Below are 24,938 nucleotides of genomic sequence, written 5' to 3'. Positions count from 1 at the left end.
AAAAATGAAATTACTAATTACGAATTATTTTCAGAGATGTAATTTTTGGACAAAATTGCAAAGGTTAAGTATTTTTAATTACGAAAAATCAATGACAGGTCAAAACAATGATGAAGCTGCCCAAAAGCATCTGCCTTTAGAGGTAAAGCGGCGACATTTTTTAAAAGGAATGGGTTTTATCGGTGCAGGCGCAGGGGCAATCCTTGCTGATCACATCCTCAATGCCAATTCTGAAGTAGAAGCGGCACAGGTTCCACCATCATCTACAACTCTAACGAACAGCACAAACACTGGTGAAATTCCTCTCCGTCCATTGGGAAAAACAGGAGTGAAAGTATCGGCGATCGCTTTGGGCGGTTCAAGTTTAGGGCAAGCAAAGAGTAAGGAAGAGGCGATTCGCATCGCCCACGAAGCCATTGACAACGGCATTACCTTCATGGATAACGCTTGGGAGTATAACAAGCATCGGAGTGAAGAGTGGATGGGAGAAGCGTTGCAAGGGCGACGAGACAAGGTTTTTTTGATGACGAAGGTTTGCACCCACGGACGCGATCGCAAAGTGGCAATGCAGCAACTTGAAGAATCCTTACGTCGTCTCAAAACTGACCACCTCGACTTGTGGCAAATCCACGAAGTTGTTTACTACAACGATCCAGAAATGATTTTTCGTGCCAACGGGGCTATTGAAGCTCTGGATCAGGCGAAAAAAGAGGGTAAAGTCAGGTTCGTTGGCTTTACGGGTCACAAAGACCCCGCTATTCATCTAAAAATGCTCTCCTACAATTACCCATTTGATACGGTGCAAATGCCGCTTAATTGTTTTGATGCCACCTTCCGCAGCTTTGAACGGCAGGTGTTACCAGAACTCAACAAACGCCAAATAGCCGCGATTGGGATGAAAAGTCTGAGTGGGAATGCTGATGCAGTGAAAAAAGGTGTAGTAACTCCCCAGGAAGCCATTCGCTATGCCATGAGTTTACCGATCGCTACACTCGTCAGCGGTATTGATTCTCTGGAAGTACTGCGGCAAAACTTAGCGATCGCCCGTGGCTTTCAACCGATGCAGGCAAACCAAATGCAGGCGTTGCGCGATCGTTGCGCCCAATATGCTGCCGATGGGCGTTTTGAACTGTTCAAAAGTTCCAAGCAGTTTGATGCTGATGAAGGCAGAATCCAACATGGCTTTCCACCCCAAAGCCAAATGCAGACATAAGACTGGAAAATAGAATTTATGCCTTACAAACAGATTGCAGACTTACCAGATTCAGTCAAAGAAAACTTACCTAAGCACGCCCAAGAAATTTTTCCGGCTGCATTTAATAATGCTTTAGAAGAATATGGTGAAGAAGAGCGTGCCTTTCGTGTTGCTTGGAGCGCGGTGAAACGCGATTACGAAAAAGGCAATGATGGGCATTGGCACAAAAAGCCAGAATAGCTCGAATTGTATTGAGCAGTTTTATTGATGTTTCACAAAAAAAGCTTTACCAAGGAATAAATTTCAATTATGAGCAAACAAAAAATAATTATGGCTGCGCTTGTAGCCATTGGCGCATTTACCGCTGCATCTGGACAAAATATAACCACTGCTCAGTCAAATCAAACTCCAACTAGAGCAACTCAGAATGCTATCAGTTCTACAGATAGGCAATTTGTTACCCAAGCTGCTAGGGGCGGTATGGCAGAAGTACAGCTTGGACAGTTAGCTTCGCAACGGGCGCTAAAGAATGAGGTGAAACAGTTTGGACAGGGTATGGTTCAAGATCATACTCAGGCAAACAATGAACTTAAAGAATTAGCTGCCCAGAAAAGTATCACTCTTCCAAAAAGCATCGGGCGTGAGAATAGGAAAGTGAAGGCTAATCTCTCAAAGCTTTCTGGCGCGACCTTTGACCAAGCATACATGAACCAGATGGTTAAGGATCATGTTAAAACTGTATCCTTATTCCAGCGGGAGGCAGACCAAGGACAGGATCAGGACTTGAAGGCTTGGGCAACTAAAACTTTGCCGACTCTGGAAGAGCATTTGCAACACGCTCGCGCCCTTACAGCTCAATCTACTAGAAGTGCCAAGTGATCAAATAATGCGATCGCCCAATTTTACCTAACCACTACCGGGATAGAGTAATTGTAGGAGAACCAATTGCTATAAATATAAATTTTAATCGCTCTCAGATTTGTATGTAGACGCCAGTAAGGTGTCTACATATTGTTTACTTCATCTTAAATATTTTTTGCGAGGTCTTATGAATTATCTTGTTGCAGTTTTACCAGATCGAATACAAGCAGAAGCCGCCAACTCTGCTCTAGAAAAAGCGGGCTTGCCAACTTCACAAGTGAATATTTTAGGCGATGGTTATCTAAGTGCTGATGAATTTGGACTGATTAATCCCGACAAGCAAGCCCGCAAACAATCAACTCGGCTCTTATGGTGGCTTGTACCCTTTGGATTTTTTGCAGGCTATGCCTTCAACTATCTTACAGAAATTGAAATATTTCCCCAGGTTGCTCGATTTGGCAATGAATTTCTTGCTGGGATCTTAGGAGCTATAGCCGGTGCCTTGGGCGCTGCTTTAATCGGTCGAGGAGTCGGCTCAACAGTTGGCAGTGGCGATGCTTTACCCTATCGTAACCGTCTGAATGCTGGTAAATATCTGATTGTGGTTACTGGGAACGAGGATTTAACCCGCGAAGCTACGCGCGTACTGCGTCAATTTGAACCAGAAAATATTCAAGGCTATACAGACAATTCACAAAAGAGCAAACTTGTAGGAAATTAGGGACTTCCAGTTAAAAAAACATCCCATCTCCGGGGCGCAAGGCCTTACGTCCCTACAAATGTACAAATAATTTTGGATAATTTATTTTTTGTCAGTCCCTTAAGTCAAAATTTGGGAGTTATAAATGTGCGAATGTGCGATCGCTATTCTGTCATTGCAAGCGGAGCGTGGCAATCCCAAACCACAAGCGAATTGCGACTTTACCAGATGCACTCGCGTTGATTCCATTTCGGTTGATAAAAGTTAATCTACATCGGGTTCAACGCCAAGCGATCGCAATTGTGCAATTAACCGTTCAGCCCGTTGTCTTTCTTGTTCAGCCCGTTGGCTTTCTTGTTCAGCCCGTTGGCTTTCTTGTTCAGCCCGTTGGCTTTCTTGTTCTGTAGAAGTTAATACCCAGCAGCCTGTCCAATCATACCAGCGTAACCAGGGCTGTTCTACATCTTGATAGCGTCCCTGCCATACACCCAAGCCTAATTCTAGTTCTGGTATCCAGAAGCGTGACTCTGACAGTGCTATCTCAGCATAACGACCGCCATCCAACTTAAATACCTTTAACTCATATTTGTAGCGATCAAATACTGCATAATAAGGAACACGCAGAATCCGCTCATAGACTTCCCATTTTCCTGGTGGTTGCTTGATATCCCGCAATGTCTGCCCCAAGTCTTCCTTTTCAGTTCCTGGAGACAGCAATTCAACCACAATAAAAGGATGAACTCCCTCTTGCCAAACAACATAACTTAAGCGTAAATCCCGTTGTTCATAGAGACGGGAAACACCTAAAACGGCAAACCAATCTGGTCGTTTATACCACAGTGGATGGCGCGGGTCATAATAAAGATTCAGATCGCTTGCAACAAATATCTCGTCGCTTGGGTAATTCAGGGGACGAAAGGTTTCGTCTAACAGACGAGGTTGCAATAAATGAAACTGATCCGGCAAACCAGGCTCCTCCGGGTCTTCACTGGGAAGATCATACATGGTCGGCAATACATCTTTTGGCGATCGCGGCGGGTCGGTTTGATACATCTTTTGACAGTCCTGATGATGAAACTCTCAGTTCTATTATGATTTAATTCTTTTTGAGTAACTCAACACCTTGCACAACGGGGCAGCATAAATTTCTCGCCCTTTGCTGCTTTCTTTACCACGAAAGATTGAGTCGCGCCGGATGAATGCTCTTTCTTGTATCAAGAATAATGGAATTGAATTATCCAATTCCATTATCTAAAATTTAAACATCGTAAATTCGGTCAGGTGTTGCGCCTCTAACAATATTTGTGTTGAAACCAATATTTCTCAAGCCTGAGTCTCTTCAAATAACACTAAGCCATACTTATCGCCAATAGGCAAAAAGCCAATTCCTCGATAAACTGCTTGGGCTGCTTGGTTATTATCACCTGTAAACAAGATGGCACGTTTTACTAAGAGCGATCGCGCATATAACAATGAGCCTGCTACTACACTTTTGGCATAGCCTTTACCGCGCAGGGCTGGCGGTGTCCACACTCCACCAATTTGCACAATATCAGGTAGGCTGGCATTAAAGGCAGAGTAAGAAACGAGAGTATCTTCTGCTACCAAAACCCAATGCATAGCCGTAGATTGACGTGCTTCAATTACGAGACGGCAAGCTGGACGCAAACTGGAAGTATCTGTTTTTCCTAAAGTTTCCACATTATAAGCAGCACACCATTCGGTGAGTAATTCCAACTCCTCTGCATGTGGCAAACGACACTGCACCTTTGCCGATGCTAAGGCTTGAGGTATTTGCAAGTCTCGCAGTGTTAGAGAAAATAATATCTCTGGCTCATTAAGCTGAGTCGGTCGGTTGCTAAGTCCCAAAATACTTTTTGTTGCTTCGACTTGTGCTGCTGGCCCACTAATTCCAGAAATAGCACGGCCAGATTGGGCCACAACTGCTTGCACCACCTCTAGCAAATGTACAGGGGCTTGGACTATTATCATCCCATTCCAATAGTGAGCTGCAACTGCCACTATAGTTTCATCTATGTAGACCGCTATGTAAGTTCCTTGAAATCTTGCACCTTGGTCAAGCAGTCCCGCAGCTCGCCAATTAGAGCGCAAAAACATAGAAGTATCAGTGTGTTGCAAGAGAAATGCTTCCAACGATACTTCATCTCCAGGTTGCAGGGTTCTCAAAGTAGGCACAAAAAACTCCTGAATGTCCAACTCAGTTTACCAAATAAGCGATTCTGGGAATACTAGGAATGCCACCTGTGAAATTGATTATACCTAGAATAACCGCAGCGATATCTGGTGACAAACAGCTTTGCGTCTACACAAAAGTACCTTTGAAAGTACTATTCACGTTCAATCTTATATTCCATGCTAAAGAGGAAATAATGGATACAAGCAGCAACTAAGCACAAATAAAATATTTGAGTCTCTTGGGAAATTTCCTCAAACCAACTCACAGATATTCACTAGCCCTATTCAACATCTATAAACTTCAGAAAATAATTGGAGGCAAAATGGTTTCTAATCAAAATATAACTGAGAATGATTGGAATTTGGATCAAAGGCAGTGCAGCATTGTGTCGCCAAGGTGCAGCAAATGACATTGCGCCTGTGGAGTATCCAGCCGCAGCTGATCCGTTTCTCACAGTCGCCTTAGTTAAAGCCGCGCGAGAATTAGAGGTTGAATATTACGTAGGAATTACCGCATTATTTAATACTTTTTCCGAAGGACAAAAACGCATTGATTCAGCGAATCCAAATTTAATGCGATCGCTGCATGGCATCACAGAAGAATATCGGCGCTTGAATATCTTAAATTATCAGATGGAATGCGGCACACTATTTAAAATCGTAGGAGTGTATAATTTTGCAGCAGCAGCTATTTGTGGTGTAGTAGCTGGGCGTACCATTAGTGAAAATATCATCTTAGAACGAAAGGATATTGCTGTTAAAAATGCGATCGCAACTGCTGTACATGCAGCAACAACCTTTGAGTAAGCTAATTAATATTTTCTTGATAAATATAGCGGTTCTCGTTTGCATGAAGTAGATTTTTCAAACTTACTCCCTACCCCTCTCCTTGCTAAGGAGAGAGGAGTGTTTGCGTGCCTCAAATATGGGGTGAGGTTGTGACTGTATTGCACCGAAGTGAAAACCACTATAAACTCTCAGTAGTTTTATGGAGTCTTTACCTAATCTTTAATTTCTTAATTAGTAATTATAGCTAATATATATTGAGCAAAATATAATTTAATCTGATAAAAATAAATGAAAAAAGTACAATATCTCCACAAATAATTATGAATTATAAATTGTTCGAGAAGTGTCCTGAAAATATCCACATTAGCGAGAATAGTAGTAATAATTTTTAAACCTATTATAAATATTTTAGATATTAATAAATATTTAGAAAAATGAAAAATAATATAAGATGAATAATCAAATTAAAATCATGACTTTAACTGCGATCGGGCTAATGCCGACGCTGATATTTTTAACATTCTTTTATCGGGCAATAGCTGACGACCCAGGAGTATGTTACATGATAACCTCCTCTGGTAAAACCGTTGGATTGGGAAGCCTTTGTGGCAATATAGTCGCACCTTCAGACAACAGAGTTTTTCGAGTCCCAGTCAAACGCCGCTTTGGTGGAACTCCAGTGATTGATGTCACCTTCAATGACAAAAAAACCTTTGAAATGATTGTAGATACAGGTGCCAGTGAAACCATTATCACTCTAAGTATGGCGAATACACTTCAACTTCAGGCTACAGGTACAATGCAAGCCCAAATTGCCGATGGTAGCCAAGTAGAATTTCCAACCAGTAAGGTGAAATCTATTGCAGTAGGTGGAATTACAGCCAATAATCTTCAGGTAGCGATCGCACCCAAAGCAAGCATCGGCTTACTAGGCCACGATTTCTTTGGCAACTATGATATTAAGATTTTAGAGAAAGAGGTGGAATTTCATCACCGCTAATGTTCGCAGGTAAAAACATTATAAACATGACTAAGCTAATTGAATACGAAGAAGCCAGTGAGGAAGTCCGCGCAGTCTATGATGACATCCGCACCACCCGCCAGAATGACTATATCAATAACTTTTGGAAAGCTATAGCTAACCATCCCCCTACCTTGCAAAGAACTTGGCAAGCGGTGAAGGAAGTGATGACTAGCCCTGGTGAGATTGATCCACTGATGCGCGAGCTAATTTATATCGCCGTGAGTGCGACGAATGGCTGTGAGTACTGCATCGCCTCGCACACAGCAGCGGCGCGTGCCAAGGGAATGAATGATACCATGTTCGGGGAAGTAATGGCGATCACAGCCACTGCCAACATGACCAATCGCCTCGCCAACGGCTATCAAATTCCGGTAGACGAGAGATTTAAGCCGTAGGATGGTGTTGGTGAACATAAACGAATCCTACTTGCTATTGACCAAGCTGGTTGGCATACAAGTAATGATTTAATTCTTCCAGAAGGAATCGATTTAATCTATTTACCTGCTTACTCCCCTGATGCAGCTCTTCAGTTTCTATGGTCTGTAACTAACGAGGTGGTTGCTAACTCTTTACCTGCATCGAGTGACGAACTGGAAGAACTTTTAGTCTATCGCTGTCAACAGATTGTCATTAGCCGTAGGAACATTCTTTAATAGTTTAGCTGTATTCTCAATACTATCTCCACTGCTGGCTGCTTTTATCAGAATCTCGAATAAAGTTTATTGGTCACATATACCTTGAGTTTCAATGGAGAAATTTTCTATTAAACATTCAATAACCTCATCAAGAGTTTCTGAGTCGGTTATTGCCAGTTCTTCTGATGGAACAGTCAATTTTTTTAGCCAATATGCTACACGCTACTTTCATGATTTCATTTTTTGAAACCTTTCAAAGCAGTATAAGCATTAATTATACATGATGTAATAAAAGTTACTTTTTGGTACGCAAGTTTGATTAGCAGTCGTTCTTTGGAAAAAATTTTTTGGTTTACTGGACAATGCTTTGACACTGCGTTGACAGTACCTAGACAATGCTTTGACACTGTGTAGCCGCTACAAAGGCTCTAGAGCGTTAAAAATCCCTTAAACGCTGGATATTAAGGGATTAAGAGCCGTTGTAGGGCATTATAGGGCGGTGTAGCGGGTTGGAAGGTTGGAAGTGTCGGAGGGTTTAGCTTCTAAGCAGCCAGTTCACTTTAGGCTCCTCAGCATTCTTTTTGGAGTTAATCGGGTTCTTCGTACAGTCCTGTGTCTTGTAGCTTGTGGTGGGTCGCTAGCGATGGGTGAGACAGTGAGATATGTTTAGGTTTTCTTTACCTTCTACAGGATTTTTAGCACGCGATGTCTACAGCGGGCGGGTACGCCATCACTGACTCATGCATTGCTATATCCTCTTGTATAGGCGAGTATAATTAGAAATGACCAAATTTCTTAATCTGGTAATTTGCTTTATAATACACGCAGAAATTTCAAAACAGAGAAATGAGCGTGAAAAAAGGCAAAATCGCAACTTTGTTTGTGATCACTTATCTCATCTTCATATCTGGATGTGGTGTCAGTGGATATATTCCTAAAATTTCTGATGAGATTGTGAAGTTTTCCATTATCAAAAACACTGATGGTGTCGGCTTTATTAATGAAGCTGGTCAAGTAGTTATTAAACAACAGTTTCTAGATGCACAGCCTTTTTCTGATGGCTTGGCAGCTGTAAGGGTTAAAGAACGTTGGGGTTTTATCAATCATAAAGGTGAGTTTGTAATTGTCCCGAAATATACTAATATTCATCCGTTTTCAGAAAAACTAGCATTAGTTGATTTAGAAAATGGCTCACATGTCTTTATTGATCAACGAGGGAACGTGGTAATTGAATCCAAACCAAATTGGAGCTTTGCTGGGGATTTTAAGGATGGATTAGCTCCTGTAGTAGTTAAAGGTAAATGGGGTTTTATTAATACTAAAGGAGAGATCGCAATTGAGCCTAAGTTTGATAGGGTTAGAAGTTTTTCTGATGGCTTGGCATTTGTAAGAGTTGGAGAAGGTCTTCCAGGATTGGTAGGGTATATCGATCACTCAGGAAAATTAAAAATTCCCTTTGAATCCTCATATTGGGCTGGAACTGACTTTGTGATGAACAGAGCTATAGTTCTCCCTATCTCGTACACTCGCGTGGAAATTCTATTAATTGATCAAACCAAAAAGGTGCTAACAAATCAACTCAACTTGAGTTGTGGTACTGATTTTAACAGTCTTGACAAGGGAGTTGCAGAAGGATTAATACCAGTACGCTTAAAGTTAGCTAATCAAACAAAAATTTTATCACAATGTGGTTATATTGATATGCAAGGAAAGATTGCTATTCCCCCTGATCCTAAGATCCAAGAAGCAAAACCCTTTTCTGAGGGGTTAGCAGCTGTAAAAATCAAAGGCAAATGGGGCTACATCAATAGAAGTGGTTCGATAGTTATTCAACCAAAATTTAACGGAGTGTCACCTTTTAGAAATGGACTAGCTTATGTAAAAGTTAATGCAGCTAGTGAAGGTTTTATTAATCATTCTGGACAATATGTTTGGCAACCTGTAACTTTAAAATGAGAGCGAACGCTAAGACGTAACTGAATAATTATAACTGGAAGTCTTTGACGAGTAAACGTTGAGAGCGGCTACAAGCTTGGCTATGCTGTCACCTGTTAGGGAAGATGTCGGGTTAAAAGATAATTACAACTTCCTTGACTAACTTTCCTTCCTCAAATTGTTGTCCTATTTTTGCTAATCTGATTAGTTCTTCTATACGACTAACTTGGTCTATGAAAGGTAAAAAATCTATGTCGTCGATTGTATTTTTAGCGGCTTCAGTCATTCTCAACCTTGGTTGTACAATGACAGCTTCTGTGGGTTTGATAATTTCCTCATTCAAGCGCTCTACCCAAGCTCCTCTAGTCATTGGTTTACCTTCTTTGTCGCACACTTGGTAATCTTCGTAGTTTGTAGCTGTTGCATCGCTAACGTGACCAAGCCGTTCGGTAATGAATTGATTAGTTGATTGCTTCCAAGGACATTTTTATCTCAAGCCTTGCAGCGCAAATATCAAGTAATTGAAAGGATTTATATTCCGTCAGGTTAGCGCCAAGAAATTCTTAATCACCAAACTACAAGTAATCCTTATCTATACTATGTCTGCTGGTTAAAGAATTGTGTGCAAACAAGTATTAAAACATACAAGTATTTTAGCGATCGCTCTTTGGAGAAAAACTTTTTGGTTTACTGTTAATTAGAACTATTTATCCGGACATAATATTACAGCTATTTTCTGGTAAATAGACCACGCTCTACGGGCACAGCAATGCTGTACCCGTACGACAGATGTGGTTCAAATACATGAAAACTGCTGTAAATAGGCTGTTAAACTAGAGAGAGTTAATAATTAAATAGGGAAGAAAAATTAAAAATAAAGGTAACGTTGCTATTGCAAACTCAATGTGGAACAGCTTAAGATTTAAAACCGCAGAATCTCTCGGTCATAGTCTTCAGGTGCGGGTTCTATTTCCCAAACCAATCCTTCTCCTAATTCCAAAATTACTTCCAAATACAACATATCTACAGAAGTTGTTGCCATATCTTCATTATTCTCAAAAGCTTGTAAGTCTTCCGTCAGTAGTCGGAGCTTAAACCCAGCAGGAATTTGACCACCAGGAGTTGTACTTCGCAATTCAAAGCGCCAAACATCGTTCTGAGAAGCAGCTTTTGGGAAAATACGTAACTCATATGTATTTTGTGCAACTATTATTTGCCGAGACAAGCCTATAACTGGTTCTGCACTCCGCATTCCGGCAGGCACCACAACGAATTCTCTTTTTTCCCATCCCCACTGTTGAGCTAAATTGGCTACTCCTGTCTGCAAGCATTGCGGAATTGACCACTGCATGAGTAAACCCTGACGCAGTTCATACAATTTTTTTCGCCAACCGCTATGTGCCAAAAGTGCGCCCCACAGTGAAAATGGAACTGCCAAACGCGGGAATTTCACATCGGGATGACCCAACCTTTCTAAGAGGTTTTCTGCCTGGGTTTTGGCAATAGGAGCTAAAGGTGTAATCTCGGCACCTAAGGCTTCTGGATGATTAAGTTGGCGTGTAACCCACAGCACATTCATATCTGGAATTAAATCTTCACTTTCCAAGCTGTAAGTACGGTCTCCAGCATCATAAACCCCTTTTGTTGTCAGAATTTGATGGGTTGTGTAGCCAAAAATCTTCATCCAGCCATCATCAGGATTGACCTGTACTGCTACGTAGTAGTCAGCAACCCACTCTGGAATATCTACCCATTCCTGCGGTACGCGCAACTCATCACCATCCATAGCGAGGGTGGGAATTAATACAAGGCGATCGCTATCAAAAGTAATCGCTGTGCCATTGACTACTTCCCAAAAACTCGGTAATGCTGCACTGTTGGGATAAAGCCTAGCGGTGGGCGCAATTTCCTCTTTGAACCAAGGCAAAAAAGCTTGTAAGCAAATTTGATTTATCCACCCACGTTGACAAGCACCAGCTGTTGAGTATGGTTGTTCTTGCATCTCTGGAGATTGGGGAATTTCCAAATATAACTGCTGTGAGTCAATAGTGAATGGGGGAGGTATGTTAAACATAATTTGAGAATGGCTCCATATAAAGAGTTAAGGCAGACATGAGAGAATTTTCTCTCTTGTCTCCTCATTGCATCTGGGTATGGCTATATTGGACTTTGAGCCATTCCTCTAAGCTTGTGTTTATGGCATCTATTACGTCGGATTTAGGAGAAATATGCAAGTTGTTTTGACTCCACTGCGTTAGAGTCAGTAATAATGACTTTTTAATGCTGCTAAGGCGACGAGAAACAGTATATTGCTTAATTTCTAACTGTGCAGCAATTTCTGTTTGAGTCAGCTTCTGACCATAGTAAATTTGCAGTAATTGTTGTGACTCAGCATCCATTGCAGCGATCGCTTGGTACAAAACTTGGTTTAACTGAGCTTGCTGATTTCGTGTATTTGCAGCTTCTTCCTGCTCAATAATTTCCGTTAGTAAAGATGTTGGCAAATCCGCAGGCAATATATCTAATAAATTACCATCATCTTCTTCTTTGAGGGGAGCGTCTGCAGAAACAATCTTAGGATAAAGGAAGGTACGAGCAGCTTTACCAGAAGATAATAGCCAGGTTTCTATGGTTTGCGGATTGACTGCGGGAGTGGGTGAACTCAATCGGCTTAAACGTTCTGCATTATAAAGATTAGTAATAGCCTTCCAAGTCAGAGCATCTGGTTTGGTAAGCTGACGAATTTTTGCGTTGTCACCTGTGTAGAGTTCCTTAAAGCATTCCCAGGCTAAAACATAACTCTCGATGCTTTGAGTATTAAAGCTTATATTTTGTAATGACTGCACCAATCGTTTACGGCTGAGTTTATGCAATAAAGCCCAGTCCGAGCAAATCTCTGTTTCCCGACGTAAGCGCAGTACATCCTTGATACTCCATTCAAAAGCTAATTCTGTATAGGCTTTTAAATGCGAACTGCATTGAGGATTGAAAGTTTTGAGGATCTTGTCAAGATGAGCGATCGCCATCTGAAAATAGTCTGCTAGAGATGATTGTGTGGGAAAGTTGAGGGCAAATTTTCTTGCAGTCCAATAGCACACCTCTTGTAAGTAAGCAGAAAGATGTGCCAGTGCCACAGCACTCGATTGAGTCTGCCAAACTCTATACCAGTAAAGTGCCCAAAAGGTATCAGATTTCTCAGCTGACGATTCCTCCAGGCAAACTTTCATACTGCGTCGCAGTTTCGCATCTGTTGCCCAACCACTAAATTGGTCTACATCAAACTGCACAAACGTAGAAAAGATTTCAACAATGCCCTGTCGGGGTTGCATGGAATATTTGCCGTTGTTTGAACCATAGCTGATTTCAATTATACAGCCATACAGGCAAATGCTAATTCCTTGCTGCGTAAGGATTTTACAGATTTTTCTAAAAATTTTCTCTTTTCAGTGCATACAAAAGTAAAAGTCGTCGTAGAGAGTGATATGTAGAGAGATTCATTTAGTTCCAGACGCGTAGCGTTCCGTAAAGCCTGCGGCATAGCAACTCTCAGAGACGCTCTTGCGTTCGCTTAGGGCGCAGCATCTCGTAGAGAAGGAAAGGCGGTTCGTTTCCTTATCCATATTTTTCAGGAATCAAATAGGACTACTATAGCAATCCTAAATCAGTTGTAAAAATCTCTGTTTTATTTGTGTCTCTGCGGTTTATTCATATTACATTATGGTTAGCAACACAAATTTTTTATCCCCAATTCAAACAAACCAATTTCTCCCACCAATTAGTCGTTGGACAACCTTTGGCGGAATGTTTATTCTCTGCGTTTTAGGACTAGCTGTTCCAATCGCTGCTGTTGCTAAGTATAAGTTTACAGTCCAAGGACAAGCGGTTGTGCGTCCGGCGGATGAATTGCGAACTGTGCAAGCGGCGACCGAAGGTGAGATAATACATATTTATGTCATCCGATGAAACCCAAGAGTCATAAAAACAATCAGTGGCAACGGATATGTAACGGATGTAACATATGGTTCATTCGTCCCTTAAAAAGACATGACTCGCCTGTTTTGATTCTCTTGGTTCTGGTGACAGCTTTTTTGTGCGTTATTGCTTTTCCTGTTGCTGCAACTGTAGAGACACAACATATCGCAACTCTTGGAGTGTCAATCCAAAATCCTACTGCACAAACACAAGACTTGCTGCAACAGGGTAAAATGCTGTATGAGGCAGGACAGTTTGCAGAAGCGGTTAAAGTTTTGCAACAAGTAGTTAAAAGTTATGGCAGCCAAGGCAATGAATTGCAGCAAGCTGTGGCATTAAGTAATTTAGCATTGGCATATCAAAAACTGGGTAATTTGACACAAGCGCAACAGGCAATTTCAGATAGCTTGAAGTTGCTCGAAAAATCCTCTAATTCCCAAAATATTCAGGTTCTGGCTCCAATTCTGGATATTCAAGGTAGTATTCAACTAGACTTAGGACAAGCTGAACAGGCACTTAACACCTGGCAACGTGCCCAAGTCAGCTATAAGCAATTAGGTGATCAAAATGGTATTACCCGCGCTCGCATCAACCAAGCACAAGCATGGCAAGTTTTGGGATTTTACCGTCGGGGTTTGACAATCTTGACTCAATTGCAGCAGCAGTTACAATCAAAACCTAACTCAGTCACAAAAGCAATAGAATTACGGTCTTTCGGTAATGCTCTGCAATTGGCGGGAGATTTGGATCAATCTCGTCAGGTATTACAGCAAAGTTTGTCAATTGCTCAAAAATTGGATTCTCCCCAGGATGTGAGCGCTGCTTTGTTCAGTTTAGGCAACACGGCACAAGTACAGCAAGACTTGCAAGAAGCGATAAAGTTTTATCAGCAAGCTGCTGCGATCGCTCCTAACCTGATTACCAAAGTCCAGGCTCAAATAAATCAGTTGAGCTTGCTAGTAAGCACGGGACAAACAGCAGCCGCGCAGACACTATTGCCGCAAATCCAAACTCAAGTGGCAGAACTACCTGCTTCTGTGACAACTATCTATGCCCGCATTCATCTAGCTCAAAGCTTGATAAAATTCGGCACTACACCCAAAGCAATCGCTCAAATCTGCGCGATCGCTTTGCAACAAGCTCAGGATTTGGCAGATAAGCGAGCCGAGAGCTTTGCCCTTGGTACTCTGGGCACTGTATATGAGCAAACTAAACAATGGCCAATTGCCCAGAACCTCACCCAACAGGCACTGATTATAGCCCAAACAATCAACGCCCCAGATATCGCTTATCGTTGGCATTGGCAGTTGGGACGCTTATTAAAACAGCAGGGAGAGATTGAAGACGCTATTGCCACCTATGATACTGCGGTCAGAGAGTTGCAGACTCTCCGTAGTGACTTAGTTTTTGTGAATCGAGATGTCCAGTTTTCCTTTAAAGAAAGTGTAGAACCTGTATATCGAGAGTCCGTAGAATTACTATTACAGTTTCAGCAAACTCATCCGAGCGAACCAATCTTAGACAAAGCTAGACAGAGGATTGAAGCACTGCAACTGGCGGAATTAGACAACTTTTTCCGGGAAGCTTGCATTAATGCCAAAACTGTTTTGCTTGACACAGTGGTAGATAAAGATAATCCCACAGCCGCAATCATTTATCCAATTATTCTGCCTTCTAAACTCCAAGTGATTGTCAAAATTCCTCAACAGCCACTGCGTAATTATACAGTAAACAAGTCCCAGAAGGAAGTAGAAGGGATTATAAGAGAACTTAGAGAGTATCTTTTAGAACCTGATAGGACTGAGGAAGTGCAGGCGCTGTCACAGGAAGTCTATGGGTGGTTAATCAAAGAAATTGAGTCAGATTTAAAAGAAAGTGGAGTCAAAACCCTTGTATTTGTACTGGATGGAATATTGCAAAACGTGCCAATGGCTATATTGTATGACGGTGAGCAATATCTGGTAGAAAAATATGCTGTAGCACTCAGCTTGGGACTCCAGTTACTCGCACCTAAACCCCTGACACAAACAAAACTCAACGTCCTAGCTGCTGGGTTAGTACAACCACCACAAAACTTTCAACAGCAATTTCCACCGTTACCAGAAATTAAATCAGAATTTAACTCTATTTCTCAAGCGATCGTGTCTACCACCGAGTTACTAGATCGGGACTTCAACAGCAAAAACCTAGAAAGTAAAGTAAATGCTGTGCCATTTAATGTGTTACATCTGGCAACCCACGGTCAATTTAGCTCCCGTGCTGAGAATACTTTTATACTTGCTGCTGATGGCCCGATCAACGTGATGCAATTTGATAGCCTGTTGCGGCGTCGGGATCAAACTCGCTCAGAAGCCTTGGAAATGCTGGTTTTAAGTGCTTGCGAAACTGCTGCTAGTGACAATCGCGCCACGCTAGGGCTAGCAGGAGCATCCGTGAAAGCTGGTGCCCGTAGTACCTTGGCTTCACTGTGGCATATCAGTGATAAATCTACTGCTATCTTAATTGGTGAATTTTACCGTGAGTTAGTTAAAACTAAGGTGACAAAGGCTGAAGCCTTGCGTCGTGCCCAAGTAAAGTTGCTAAAAGATTATCCTAATTACAGTCGTCCTGGCTACTGGGCACCTTATGTTTTAGTTGGTAACTGGCTTTGATAAAGCCTGTGCTTTAGTCGCAAATATCGGTAGTGAACTACTCAACGGCATAAATTAATTGATATTATTACGATTGCCGTCTGTACAAAGTTTTAGCGATCGCTTAGTTATTTTCTAAATACTTCCATCTAAGACTAGATCGGGATTCAAAATTGCTTACTAGATAGATAGAACCGTTATATCTTAACGCAAATTATTTGATTTTTTTACGTTAGTAATAAATTATCCAATTCTGGAAACACTTAATGACTATTGAACTTGTATAGTTGATTGATTTTGGTTATCATCTCAAAAAGTTTGCAATTATCGCTCAAAACGTTAAAATTCAAAGCGATGTCTGACGATAAACGGCTGCGCGTCTACCCAACAGAATTTTAAATCGTTGAGAGTGATGGGGGTTGCATAATGTAGAGAGAAAGCGATCCTCAAACTAACAATAAAGCGATCGCCTTTACTCCAATGTCAACACTCTACAAAATCTGCCACTAGTCGTTTTGTCTGTAACCAACGCACACCCAAAAGAATGTTATCAAGATCATCTCCACCCAGAACTTCTATAGTGAACTCTTCTGCATCTAAAAGCACGGTTCCCTGATAAAGATTAAACCGTGCTTCTTTCCATGCTGTTTGCATATCTCATTGTTCATTTATGTTAAGAATCCACCCTTAGAGCCTATTTATAAAGTAAATATTAAGTAGGGTGTGTTACGGCTACGCAAGGATTTGGGAATTTGAGAGAGTGAGGATTAGCCGTAACGCGCCACATTTATCGGTGTGTTAAGCGTTGCTATAACGCACCCTACAACTTAGACATAGACATTAGAGCATATATGGAAGAAAACGGTATTTAAGTCACTTAGTACAAGAGTTCATTTATTAAGATTTAGGAAACTTTTGATGCACGATGCCGTTTCTTGCTTGCTTGTCCTATCAGAACTGTAATAAGAAGTAAGAGGTAGGCGATCGCCAGATACTAGCACAATGGTAACTCGGTAGTTACTGCTATGATTGGTAGTTGATTTTTCTTCCACAATAACATCCTTAATCTCGCTGAGTCGATGCTCAAGAAATTTTGTACCTGATAAACCTTGCTGCTTGACAGTCAAGATATCAAGGGTTTTATCAAACACGCACGTAACGACTCTCGTTAACAGAGTGATCACACCACCACTTACAAAGATACCTCCGATTAAATACATCCATAATCGATCATCTTGCTTTTCTGTCAAAGATGTTATTTTAGGATTGCTAATAAAGTTTGTAATATGGGATACAATTGTTTCCTTCTTACTATGATCAGAGTCGAAGTAGGATGTGAAAGGAACCTCACCATTGCTAGTAAGGATGACGACTCGATAAGTGCTATTGCCATGACTATCATTACTACTCTCTTCAACTTTAGCGCCCTGTAACATATTCAGCGAGAATTCTTTCGGCTTTGATGCCAGTAATCCTGATGTCACTAACTTACAATTGGTTGGCTCAATCCGGGTACAAGTGAAGGTAGTCACTTGGGCAAATATTGCGATTACAGAAAATCCAGCCGCTGCAAGTATACCTCCGAGTATCCAAACCCGCACAGGTCGCAGTCGAAGTGTCAATAGGTTCTCTGTCTTGTGCAAAATTTTCATGACTTGTCTCCAATTTAATTGGGGTTAGTCATAGCTACAATTCCACTCAATTATTTTCCTGATGCTGACCGAAAACAGCCACTTATTGACAAGACTTTATTAAATCCAAAAAATCAAAGCGATCGCTCTTTAACTTAAGGGAGCGAACGCTAATTTTTAGATGATAAAATAAAGCTTAAGCAGCAACAGGTTCCAACAATTTGATATCAGAGAAGACAAATTCTTGAATAGATACTTGTCCTGCTGTCTCGGTACGAATCTCCCGACGATTTAAGATGAAATACTCACCAACTTTTTCATACTCATCAGTAAATTCGCTTCTACCACCCTTTTGTTCCCCAGTTTTAGGGTCATGGTACACAGAGTCATAGGTGTGAGAAAGGTAACCTTCCCCGGTGTCATGACTGCTAAAGGTGTCAATTGTCACGTAAGTACCGTGGATAAAACGGTGAACATGGCATACTTCATTATTGCGGACTTTGTATTTATCGCCCTCAGCCTTACCACCCATTAAAAGCTCAACCGCACCAGTTTCGTCAGTTTTACCATAGCTAAACGTATTGGCGCTGTGGGTATCTTCAAAACTGCGGCGAATGCGGTGAATTGCTATTTCCCAGGCTTGACCATGAATAGCCTGCTTGGCCGACTCGTCATCTACGTCCAAAACTTCGGCTTTGAGATTGGCGCTAATGATAACTTTGCCTGTAAATACTTTATCATCTTGCTTAAAGGTGATATTTGCGGTATAACCAGGAAAATTTTTGTCCCAAGTATAACGATTCTCATAAGCAGCCCGGAAAAGTTCCTGAGCAGAGAGTTGTGTAACTGTCATGTGCTTCTCCTAGTCGCTACTGTAATTAGCGTTTTAGTTTTCCTGGTATTAGCATAGAAGTAATTGTTGAGGCTTGGATAGTCCCCAACTGGGTACACTTATGGTTAATTCTCTCTACGCCGTATTTGATGCGATCGCCAATGTCCAAAATGAGCAAGAATTAAGACTAGCTCTCACGGAAAAAATTGGTGAGCATTTTTGCGTGCAAAATTGGGGTATTTATTTCCTAAATGAGCAGCCAACGACTGACATTGATATTCAGGGTATTCCAGCAGTATGCTTAGAAAGCAATCCAGTCGGGCGCTACGTGGTTGAGCGTCATGCTCCTGCCCATGAGCAATTATTATTATCACCGAAAGACTGGAAGCATTTTTGTTCGCGTTCTGATCACGAACACGTGATGACCGGGCCAATAGTTTATGATGGTCGTCTTGTAGGAACGCTTAACTTGGCTCGTGACAAGGGATATCCTGCTTTTAATGGCAACGATTTGGCAGATTTGAGTGCCTTATGTATTCATTTATCAGCGAAAATGGCGACTCTACGGACAAAACCAAAAATATCCAATTCCCTTTTAGTAAGTCCTCTAACAGCGCGTGAGTTAGAAATTGCCGAGTTAGTGGCGCAGGGGTTAACGAACGCGGAAATTGGGGAAAAACTTTGGATTACGCAAAATTCCGTCAAACAAGCTTTGAAGAGGATGTTTCGTAAGTTGAAGGTTTCGGCGCGTGCAGAAATGGTGGCAAAACTGCAAGATATACAAGTTTGATAAAGGATAATTCACAAAAGCCTAAAACGTGTAGCTGCGGCAACTTAAATATTAGCAATTCTATTTTGGATGCAACACGCAATAGGGGCGTACAGCTAGCTGTGCGCCCCTACTAAAGTCCTATATTTTATGCAACTGAGAAATGCTACAATCTTTAATCAAGAAAGGTAAGCCTGTTACCCAAGCATTAGAAAAGTTCGTTAGTTAGACACCAGCGTTCCTATTATTACTCATTTATTGGCGAAAAGTTATTACTACTTGCTGCCAATAGAGGATGGTAACGCATTTAGGGTATAACTTTCTTTGAGATATCTTTGGCTGTATCTGCCGCACTGTCCCCTACATCACTAGCAGTTTCTTGAGCGCCCTTTACGTATCCAGATCCAAACTCTTTAAGGGCTTCTCCTGACTGTTGCCCAATCTTCTGAAGTCGTTCACCAGGAGAATTTTCAGTTTCACGAGCGTCTTTAAACCAGTCCCCTACTGTTTTCGGTCTTTGAGCATCATTTTGCTCTACCTGTTCGCGAACTCTCTCCTTTAAGCCTTTGTCATTTTGCCCATCACTAACATTTGTTGTCAGCACTAGAAAACCAACTAGGACAACAGCCAAAAAAGATTTTACCTGAAGTTCTTTAAGCAAAGAACTGATGTGACCAATCGTCCTAGAAATCAAATTTATCATGCCAATTAGCCTGTTTTTTGAGTACAAATTAAAGATTAACTATAAAAAGGTAATTATGCTTCTAACAAAAGGCATATCTGAGTTATCAGAAAGAAATATTTTTTAAATCTTGCTTGGGGAAGATGTGATTTGTTAGATGCATGGATATTTGTAATTCGTCTATGGGTACAAGCAACGAGCAATCTGCCTTTAATTAGAGAGTTTGCATAATGAAAGAGCATTATCCGAAAGCGATTGCGGAATATATAAAACTGTTATTAGAAATTGGAGAAAGAAGAATTAAAAATTACTAATCAAGACTGACTAAAACAACTTAGTGAAAACCTTGATATTTACATCAAGACCGACTTCCAAGCTTCTGGCGATCGCATTACTAAAGCATTAAATGCAGAGTTGCTTTCTAAGTAGGAGGTAACAGGTAAAAATCAGGAATTCAAACTTCTAACTCCTAAAGATACCGTTGCAGTAAACCAATGAGAACTTCTGGTATTTCCAAATGAGGTAATATTCCTGCATCTGCGATCGCATAAAAATCTTGAATTGCACTTACATTTAAATTTGCCAAGCGTCGTCCTAGTTTGATGTTGGTAAATTGTGCCTTTTCTCCCCAAAAAATCCTCGTGGGAATTGTCAGTTGTTGAACATATAAACTCAGGTCAAAATAAAGGTCGCCCCGCAAAAATGACAAAGCGGCAAACTTAGCATTAGGCTGTTGTGCAGAGGTTAAATAAGCCTCTACCATCTCTTCTGATACTCGTTGTGACTTGGCAAACAGAAAACTTTGTAAAAAATTTCGGACTGCAATTTCATTTTCAGCACCAAGGATATAAATAAAATTGTCCAACAGAGGCGTATTGATCACCGAAAGCGGAAGTCTGCGTCCAGCACCCTCCCCAAAATCATCAAATCCAGAGGGACACACTAAAAACAGTGCTTTGAATAAATTGGGTTGAACAATAGCTAGGCGGATAGCAAAAGCGGCTGTTAGAGATGAGGCTACCACTGTTACGGGCTGGCGACAAGTTTGGATAATAAACTCTGCGATCGTGGTGAGATAATCCCTAATTTTATAATCTCGGACTGGATGAGCCGATTCTCCCCAGCCGATTAGATCGGGGGCTAAAATGTGGTAATTAGAGGCAAAAGCTGGGTAAACTTTAGACCATTCATATGCAGACGCCCCACCACCAAAGTTATGGAGAAACAGTAGTGGGCGTAAATCTTCAGTATCAGCGATCGCCGCCGCAGGCATCGCCCAAGGTGCATTCGTTTGGGTATAGTAAACCATTGCCCCCAAGGATGTATGGATAAGTTTATGTCCAAAGCCAGGAGGTTGAAACTGAAGCATAAAATTAAAGAGTTTAGTTTAATCGCACTTTACGCGAAGGCAAAATTACAAGGTATAAAGTAAAGCTTACTCATAGAACTAATTCATAACTCATAATTACCCTACGAATAAATGGGGCAGTCTGAATTGTCGATACTGTATGGGTTTTATGTCTTTATTGATCAATCCTTTAAATTATACCATTAATTACGAATTATTCCGCCACGATGCTTCTTAATAATCAGATTTAATTTTTAAATTTGCATTGCTTATTTTTGCTTTTGGTCACTATTTCCTGTAATCTGAACAAGTTGATTGAGGTGATCACCACTGATGTAATAAGCTTCCCCAAAACCAACTATAAAACGACCTTCACTAGGAGTTAACTGGAAAATCCGAAAGTCAGACAAGCTGCGCAAAACCTCAATAATTTGACCAAACCGCCCTTGAAATTGCTCAACAATTTGATTCCACTTATCAGTTTCACGCTCTATCAAAGTTGCCGTACAATCAAAACTCAAACGACGACGGGCAAAAATTAGATTACTCTTGGCTTCATCCTCGATAAACAAGACATTAACATGAGGATTAGCATAGAGATTTTTGGTATGAGTTGAAAGACCACTGACGTAAATGTAGATATTCTTGGAATTATCCATTACAAAGGGAGCATAACTAGCATTGGGTATTGCCTGTGCGCTCACGGTGCTAATGATTACACTCTCAAACTCTTCATGAAACTTTTCATATTCAGCTTGAATGTTTTCAAGTTGGCTCATAAGTAAATTACCGTTTGATTAGGAACACCTAATTATGTATCCTAACGTGATTGAGCGATGTCTACGATAAGCTGTTCAGTGTCGCATGGAATGCCAAAGATTTGGCTTAATTGTAGCTAAGATCCTGTGGTGTCAGTTTGCCTACCTTTAAGACAAGGCATTTTGCCCCAAGTCTTGTTAATTGAGATGTTCGCTGGATTTACGCGCCCCTTCCCCTTGCCTCTTCGTTGAAGGGAATAGGTTACAGGTATCACCCGTACCCTTTCCCCAATTAAAGCAAAGTTATGAGTACCGGAGGATTTGGAGAAACAAAGATTGGGCTAAACTTAAGAAAGTTGTGAGGACGCAAATGTGACTGACAAAAATCGTTCTCAATGGGATTTAGGCAGGTTTATCGAAACCCTGACTTACTTTGAGGTAATTCCTTTCCTTAACTGGGTACAGCAGTTAATCCAAGGCCGTCCTAAGGATAATCAAGATAGACCCAATGGAGGAAGAAACATGGGTGTAATACTAGTAGCAGGTGCAACAGGTGGTGTAGGTAAACGAGTGGTGCAGCGATCGCTCGAACGGGGTTATAAAGTTCGGGCGCTTGTTAGAGACATTGATAAAGCGCGGTCAATTCTTGGTAATGAGATAGACTTGGTAGTTGCGGATATCACTCAACCTCAAACTTTAACTCCTTTAGTTATGGCTGATATCCAAGCTGTAGTTTGTTGTACAGCAGTGCGTGTGCAACCAGTAGAGGGAGACACAGCAGATAGAGCAAAATATTATCAAGGTGTGAAATTTTACCAGCCAGAAATTGTCGGCGACACCCCAGAAAATGTAGAATATCAAGGTGTGAAAAACTTAGTCCAAGCGGCTGCAAAATATCTACCCCAAGCAAACGAAAAACTAATATTTGATTTCACAAAGCCATCAGCAGAATTAAAGGATAACTGGGGGGCGCTGGATGATGTCGTCATGGGTGGCGTGAGTGCCAGTAATATCCAATTAGTAGAAAATACAGCTTTATTTGCTGGTAATGTCTCCACCGATAACTCTGGCGGATTTGCTTCTATCAGAACTAAGAATTTTGATCCCCCCTTCAATTTATCTGGTCACGAAGGTGTGAAATTGCGCGTCAAAGGTGACGGTCAGCGTTATAAAATCTTCCTACGGACAGATACAAAATGGGATGGCATTGGTTATAGCTATTCTTTCGATACTGTAGCTAATACCTGGATAGATGTTCAGATTCCCTTTGCAGATTTGATTCCCGTCTTTCGGGCAAAAACTGTCAAGGATGCGCCGCCACTTGAGCAGAATAGAATTTGTTCATTCCAACTGATGTTGAGCAAATTTGAACATGATGGTGCTTTGAATCCCAAATTTTCTGCCGGTGGTTTTGCTTTGCAGTTGGAATCAATTAAAGCTTATGGCGGTACAACCTTACCACAATTTATTCTAGTCAGTTCAGCAGGCGTGACTCGTCCCGGACGCCCTGGGATTAATTTAGATGAAGAACCGCCAGCCGTGAAATTAAATGACCAATTGGGAGGAATTTTAACTTGGAAGTTGAAGGGAGAAGATAGTTTAAGAGAAAGCGGAATTCCTTATACGATTATTAGACCTTGTGCTTTAACTGAGGAACCAAGGAGTAAAGAATTAATATTTGAGCAAGGCGATAATATTAAGGGCAAAATCAGCCGTGAGGATGTGGCAGAACTTTGTGTGCAAGCGCTAAAACTAGCGAAAGCTTGTAATGTCACGTTTGAGGTAAAACAGGGAGATAATACTCTTAACTCTATCGATTGGCAGAAGCTATTTTCTAACTTAGAACAGGATAAATAAGTGAAGTGAATACAGACTTATCCTCTGTACCCATACAAATATATCCTGTTTAAATAGACTGTTATGAAAAAAATCCAAGTGCTAATAGTTGCTGGGATTTTAGCAACAATTATCTGGGGTGGGTTATTTGGAAACACTGCTTCATCGCAGCAAGTGGAGTCGCGCATCAACAACCTGGAAGCGGATTTTAATCGTGTCGAGTCGCGGTTAAACCAGATAGAGTCTCAACTCGGTCAAAGGCGCCAGTCTCCAGCCCGAAGAACAACACTTACCCCACGACAGTCAACTGGTTCCAGAGGGAACTTATCGCAGCAAGATCAGATGTTTGATCGGCTGGCAACTTTGGTGGTTGAATTAAAGCAACAAGTCAATAAATTAGAGGAGCGAGTTTCTAAATTAGAAACTCGCTGAATATTTAAATTACCCTGTCTAGGTTTCAAAACTTAGCGTTGCTGAATCAAGTATGATTTGTCATTCTGAGCGCAACGAAGTGCAGCGAAGAATCCCGATAGATGCTTCATTTTGCTTTGCTCCATTCAGCATGACATACACATTTTTCATACCGCAATCAGCAACGCCCAAAACTTATTACTAGTACACTGTGGCGTCAGGTTGCCTACTTTTAACAAGGGATTTTGCCCCCGTTTCACAAAGAATTGGTGTAAGCTGGCTTCAACTTCCCCAGGAAGTTAAGCATGGCTGAAACCACAGCATCCGGCGACTCAATTAAAAAGCCATGACCCCCACCGTCGAGGACTACAAGTTCAGCCTTGGGAATGCCTTGAGCAAGTTGCTGGGAAAAGCTTACTCCCCTGATGCAGCTCTTCAGTTCTTATGGCCTGTAACTAACGAGGTGGTTGCTAACTCTTCACCTGCATCGAGTGACGAACTGGAAGAACTTTTAGTCTATCGCTGTCAACAGATGATCAAACAACATGATTTAATTCAAGGATTAACCTGCTATTACTGGTGGCCTAAAACACGGGATTCTTAATTAGAACTATTTATCCGGACATAATATTATTGAACAAGTCCAAATCTGTCACAGCACCAATGCTGCTAGAAGATACCAAAAAGGCATATTTCGCCAACACGCCTTTAGTGTAACGTGGTGCAGGAGGTTG

Annotated in this window: 25 protein-coding genes and 1 pseudogene; 14 read left to right on the top strand and 12 right to left on the bottom strand. The window is 41.3% G+C overall.

The annotated features are described in order from the left end of the window. Positions 1–91 precede the first annotated feature (91 nt). The 4 genes from V7K40_RS15475 (at position 92) to V7K40_RS15460 (ending at position 2,777) form a co-directional block, all read left to right on the top strand. Complete coding sequence (locus tag V7K40_RS15475; RefSeq protein WP_334961031.1) at positions 92–1,213, top strand: aldo/keto reductase; 1,122 nt, start codon at positions 92–94, stop codon at positions 1,211–1,213. An 18-nt stretch (positions 1,214–1,231) separates the two neighbouring features. Further along, complete coding sequence (locus V7K40_RS15470) at positions 1,232–1,435, top strand: ChaB family protein (RefSeq protein ID WP_334961029.1); 204 nt, start codon at positions 1,232–1,234, stop codon at positions 1,433–1,435. A gap of 69 nt (positions 1,436–1,504) precedes the next feature. After that, a complete protein-coding gene (locus tag V7K40_RS15465) occupies positions 1,505–2,074 on the top strand; it encodes a DUF4142 domain-containing protein (protein WP_334961027.1) in 570 nt (189 codons plus the stop codon). 169 nt (positions 2,075–2,243) lie between these two features. Continuing rightward, on the top strand, positions 2,244–2,777 hold the full coding sequence (locus tag V7K40_RS15460; protein ID WP_334961025.1) for a hypothetical protein: 534 nt from the start codon (positions 2,244–2,246) through the stop codon (positions 2,775–2,777). Between the two features lie 243 nt (positions 2,778–3,020). Here V7K40_RS15460 and V7K40_RS15455 read toward each other — a convergent pair whose 3' ends face one another. Both V7K40_RS15455 and V7K40_RS15450 read right to left on the bottom strand, forming a co-directional pair. Then, positions 3,021–3,809 carry a Uma2 family endonuclease gene (locus V7K40_RS15455; RefSeq protein WP_334961023.1) on the bottom strand — a complete coding sequence of 263 codons (789 nt, stop codon included), beginning with the start codon at positions 3,807–3,809 and terminating at the stop codon, positions 3,021–3,023. Between the two features lie 270 nt (positions 3,810–4,079). After that, on the bottom strand, positions 4,080–4,952 hold the full coding sequence (locus V7K40_RS15450; protein ID WP_334961021.1) for a GNAT family N-acetyltransferase: 873 nt from the start codon (positions 4,950–4,952) through the stop codon (positions 4,080–4,082). 351 nt (positions 4,953–5,303) lie between these two features. Here V7K40_RS15450 and V7K40_RS15445 point away from each other — a divergent pair, with 351 nt between their 5' ends. The 4 genes from V7K40_RS15445 (at position 5,304) to V7K40_RS15430 (ending at position 9,356) form a co-directional block, all read left to right on the top strand. After that, positions 5,304–5,759: a hypothetical protein gene (locus V7K40_RS15445; RefSeq protein WP_334961019.1), complete on the top strand. Its 456-nt coding sequence runs from the start codon at positions 5,304–5,306 to the stop codon at positions 5,757–5,759. A 433-nt stretch (positions 5,760–6,192) separates the two neighbouring features. Further along, positions 6,193–6,741: a retropepsin-like aspartic protease gene (locus tag V7K40_RS15440; protein WP_334961017.1), complete on the top strand. Its 549-nt coding sequence runs from the start codon at positions 6,193–6,195 to the stop codon at positions 6,739–6,741. Between the two features lie 26 nt (positions 6,742–6,767). Next, positions 6,768–7,160, top strand: coding sequence for a carboxymuconolactone decarboxylase family protein (locus V7K40_RS15435; RefSeq protein WP_334961015.1), 393 nt, complete (start codon positions 6,768–6,770; stop codon positions 7,158–7,160). 1,092 nt (positions 7,161–8,252) lie between these two features. Continuing rightward, entirely contained in the window at positions 8,253–9,356 is a 1,104-nt protein-coding gene (locus V7K40_RS15430) for a WG repeat-containing protein (protein ID WP_334961013.1), read from the top strand. A gap of 112 nt (positions 9,357–9,468) precedes the next feature. Here V7K40_RS15430 and V7K40_RS15425 read toward each other — a convergent pair whose 3' ends face one another. The 3 genes from V7K40_RS15425 to V7K40_RS15415 form a co-directional block, all read right to left on the bottom strand. Then, complete coding sequence (locus V7K40_RS15425) at positions 9,469–9,729, bottom strand: hypothetical protein (protein WP_334961012.1); 261 nt, start codon at positions 9,727–9,729, stop codon at positions 9,469–9,471. 528 nt (positions 9,730–10,257) lie between these two features. After that, complete coding sequence (locus V7K40_RS15420; protein WP_334961010.1) at positions 10,258–11,409, bottom strand: DUF1822 family protein; 1,152 nt, start codon at positions 11,407–11,409, stop codon at positions 10,258–10,260. A gap of 64 nt (positions 11,410–11,473) precedes the next feature. Next, the gene (locus V7K40_RS15415; RefSeq protein ID WP_334961008.1) at positions 11,474–12,664 is read right to left on the bottom strand and encodes a sigma-70 family RNA polymerase sigma factor; all 1,191 of its coding nucleotides are present in this window, start codon (positions 12,662–12,664) and stop codon (positions 11,474–11,476) included. A 388-nt stretch (positions 12,665–13,052) separates the two neighbouring features. On the opposite strand from V7K40_RS15415, the gene V7K40_RS15410 reads away from it, so the two are divergent. Continuing rightward, positions 13,053–13,298, top strand: coding sequence for a hypothetical protein (locus V7K40_RS15410; protein WP_334961006.1), 246 nt, complete (start codon positions 13,053–13,055; stop codon positions 13,296–13,298). Continuing rightward, positions 13,295–15,958: a CHAT domain-containing protein gene (locus tag V7K40_RS15405; protein WP_334961004.1), complete on the top strand. Its 2,664-nt coding sequence runs from the start codon at positions 13,295–13,297 to the stop codon at positions 15,956–15,958. Before V7K40_RS15410 ends, V7K40_RS15405 begins: the two co-directional genes overlap by 4 nt. A gap of 462 nt (positions 15,959–16,420) precedes the next feature. Here the strand turns inward: V7K40_RS15405 and V7K40_RS15400 are convergent, their stop codons facing one another. The 3 genes from V7K40_RS15400 to V7K40_RS15390 all read right to left on the bottom strand — a co-directional run bounded on the left by V7K40_RS15400 (position 16,421) and on the right by V7K40_RS15390 (position 18,421). Further along, positions 16,421–16,591, bottom strand: coding sequence for a hypothetical protein (locus V7K40_RS15400; RefSeq protein ID WP_334961002.1), 171 nt, complete (start codon positions 16,589–16,591; stop codon positions 16,421–16,423). A gap of 236 nt (positions 16,592–16,827) precedes the next feature. After that, entirely contained in the window at positions 16,828–17,589 is a 762-nt protein-coding gene (locus tag V7K40_RS15395) for a hypothetical protein (protein ID WP_334961000.1), read from the bottom strand. 175 nt (positions 17,590–17,764) lie between these two features. Continuing rightward, the gene (locus V7K40_RS15390; protein WP_334960998.1) at positions 17,765–18,421 is read right to left on the bottom strand and encodes a DUF3386 domain-containing protein; all 657 of its coding nucleotides are present in this window, start codon (positions 18,419–18,421) and stop codon (positions 17,765–17,767) included. A 100-nt stretch (positions 18,422–18,521) separates the two neighbouring features. Between V7K40_RS15390 and V7K40_RS15385 the strand changes: the two genes are divergently transcribed. Continuing rightward, positions 18,522–19,190: a LuxR C-terminal-related transcriptional regulator gene (locus V7K40_RS15385; protein ID WP_334960996.1), complete on the top strand. Its 669-nt coding sequence runs from the start codon at positions 18,522–18,524 to the stop codon at positions 19,188–19,190. Positions 19,191–19,476: 286 nt separating this feature from the next. Here the strand turns inward: V7K40_RS15385 and V7K40_RS15380 are convergent, their stop codons facing one another. The 3 genes from V7K40_RS15380 to V7K40_RS15370 all read right to left on the bottom strand — a co-directional run bounded on the left by V7K40_RS15380 (position 19,477) and on the right by V7K40_RS15370 (position 21,978). Then, on the bottom strand, positions 19,477–19,872 hold the full coding sequence (locus tag V7K40_RS15380) for a hypothetical protein (protein WP_334960994.1): 396 nt from the start codon (positions 19,870–19,872) through the stop codon (positions 19,477–19,479). A gap of 448 nt (positions 19,873–20,320) precedes the next feature. Further along, on the bottom strand, positions 20,321–21,220 hold the full coding sequence (locus V7K40_RS15375; protein ID WP_334960991.1) for an alpha/beta hydrolase: 900 nt from the start codon (positions 21,218–21,220) through the stop codon (positions 20,321–20,323). Between the two features lie 248 nt (positions 21,221–21,468). Further along, positions 21,469–21,978 (bottom strand): pyridoxamine 5'-phosphate oxidase family protein, encoded by a 510-nt coding sequence (locus V7K40_RS15370; RefSeq protein WP_334960989.1) that lies wholly within the window; start codon positions 21,976–21,978, stop codon positions 21,469–21,471. 351 nt (positions 21,979–22,329) lie between these two features. Between V7K40_RS15370 and V7K40_RS15365 the strand changes: the two genes are divergently transcribed. Both V7K40_RS15365 and V7K40_RS15360 read left to right on the top strand, forming a co-directional pair. Then, a complete protein-coding gene (locus tag V7K40_RS15365; protein ID WP_334960987.1) occupies positions 22,330–23,814 on the top strand; it encodes a CIA30 family protein in 1,485 nt (494 codons plus the stop codon). Between the two features lie 63 nt (positions 23,815–23,877). Continuing rightward, positions 23,878–24,225, top strand: coding sequence for a hypothetical protein (locus tag V7K40_RS15360; protein ID WP_334960985.1), 348 nt, complete (start codon positions 23,878–23,880; stop codon positions 24,223–24,225). A gap of 235 nt (positions 24,226–24,460) precedes the next feature. Here the strand turns inward: V7K40_RS15360 and V7K40_RS15355 are convergent. Then, a pseudogene (locus tag V7K40_RS15355) lies at positions 24,461–24,622 on the bottom strand (alpha/beta hydrolase); the annotation flags it as partial. Here V7K40_RS15355 and V7K40_RS15350 point away from each other — a divergent pair. Next, positions 24,551–24,808: a hypothetical protein gene (locus tag V7K40_RS15350; protein ID WP_334960983.1), complete on the top strand. Its 258-nt coding sequence runs from the start codon at positions 24,551–24,553 to the stop codon at positions 24,806–24,808. The pseudogene V7K40_RS15355 and the gene V7K40_RS15350 overlap by 72 nt on opposite strands. Positions 24,809–24,938 lie beyond the last annotated feature (130 nt).

Source organism: Nostoc sp., from assembly GCF_036917195.1.
Lineage (GTDB): Bacteria > Cyanobacteriota > Cyanobacteriia > Cyanobacteriales > Nostocaceae > Nostoc.
This window is presented reverse-complemented; position numbering and strand designations above follow the sequence as displayed.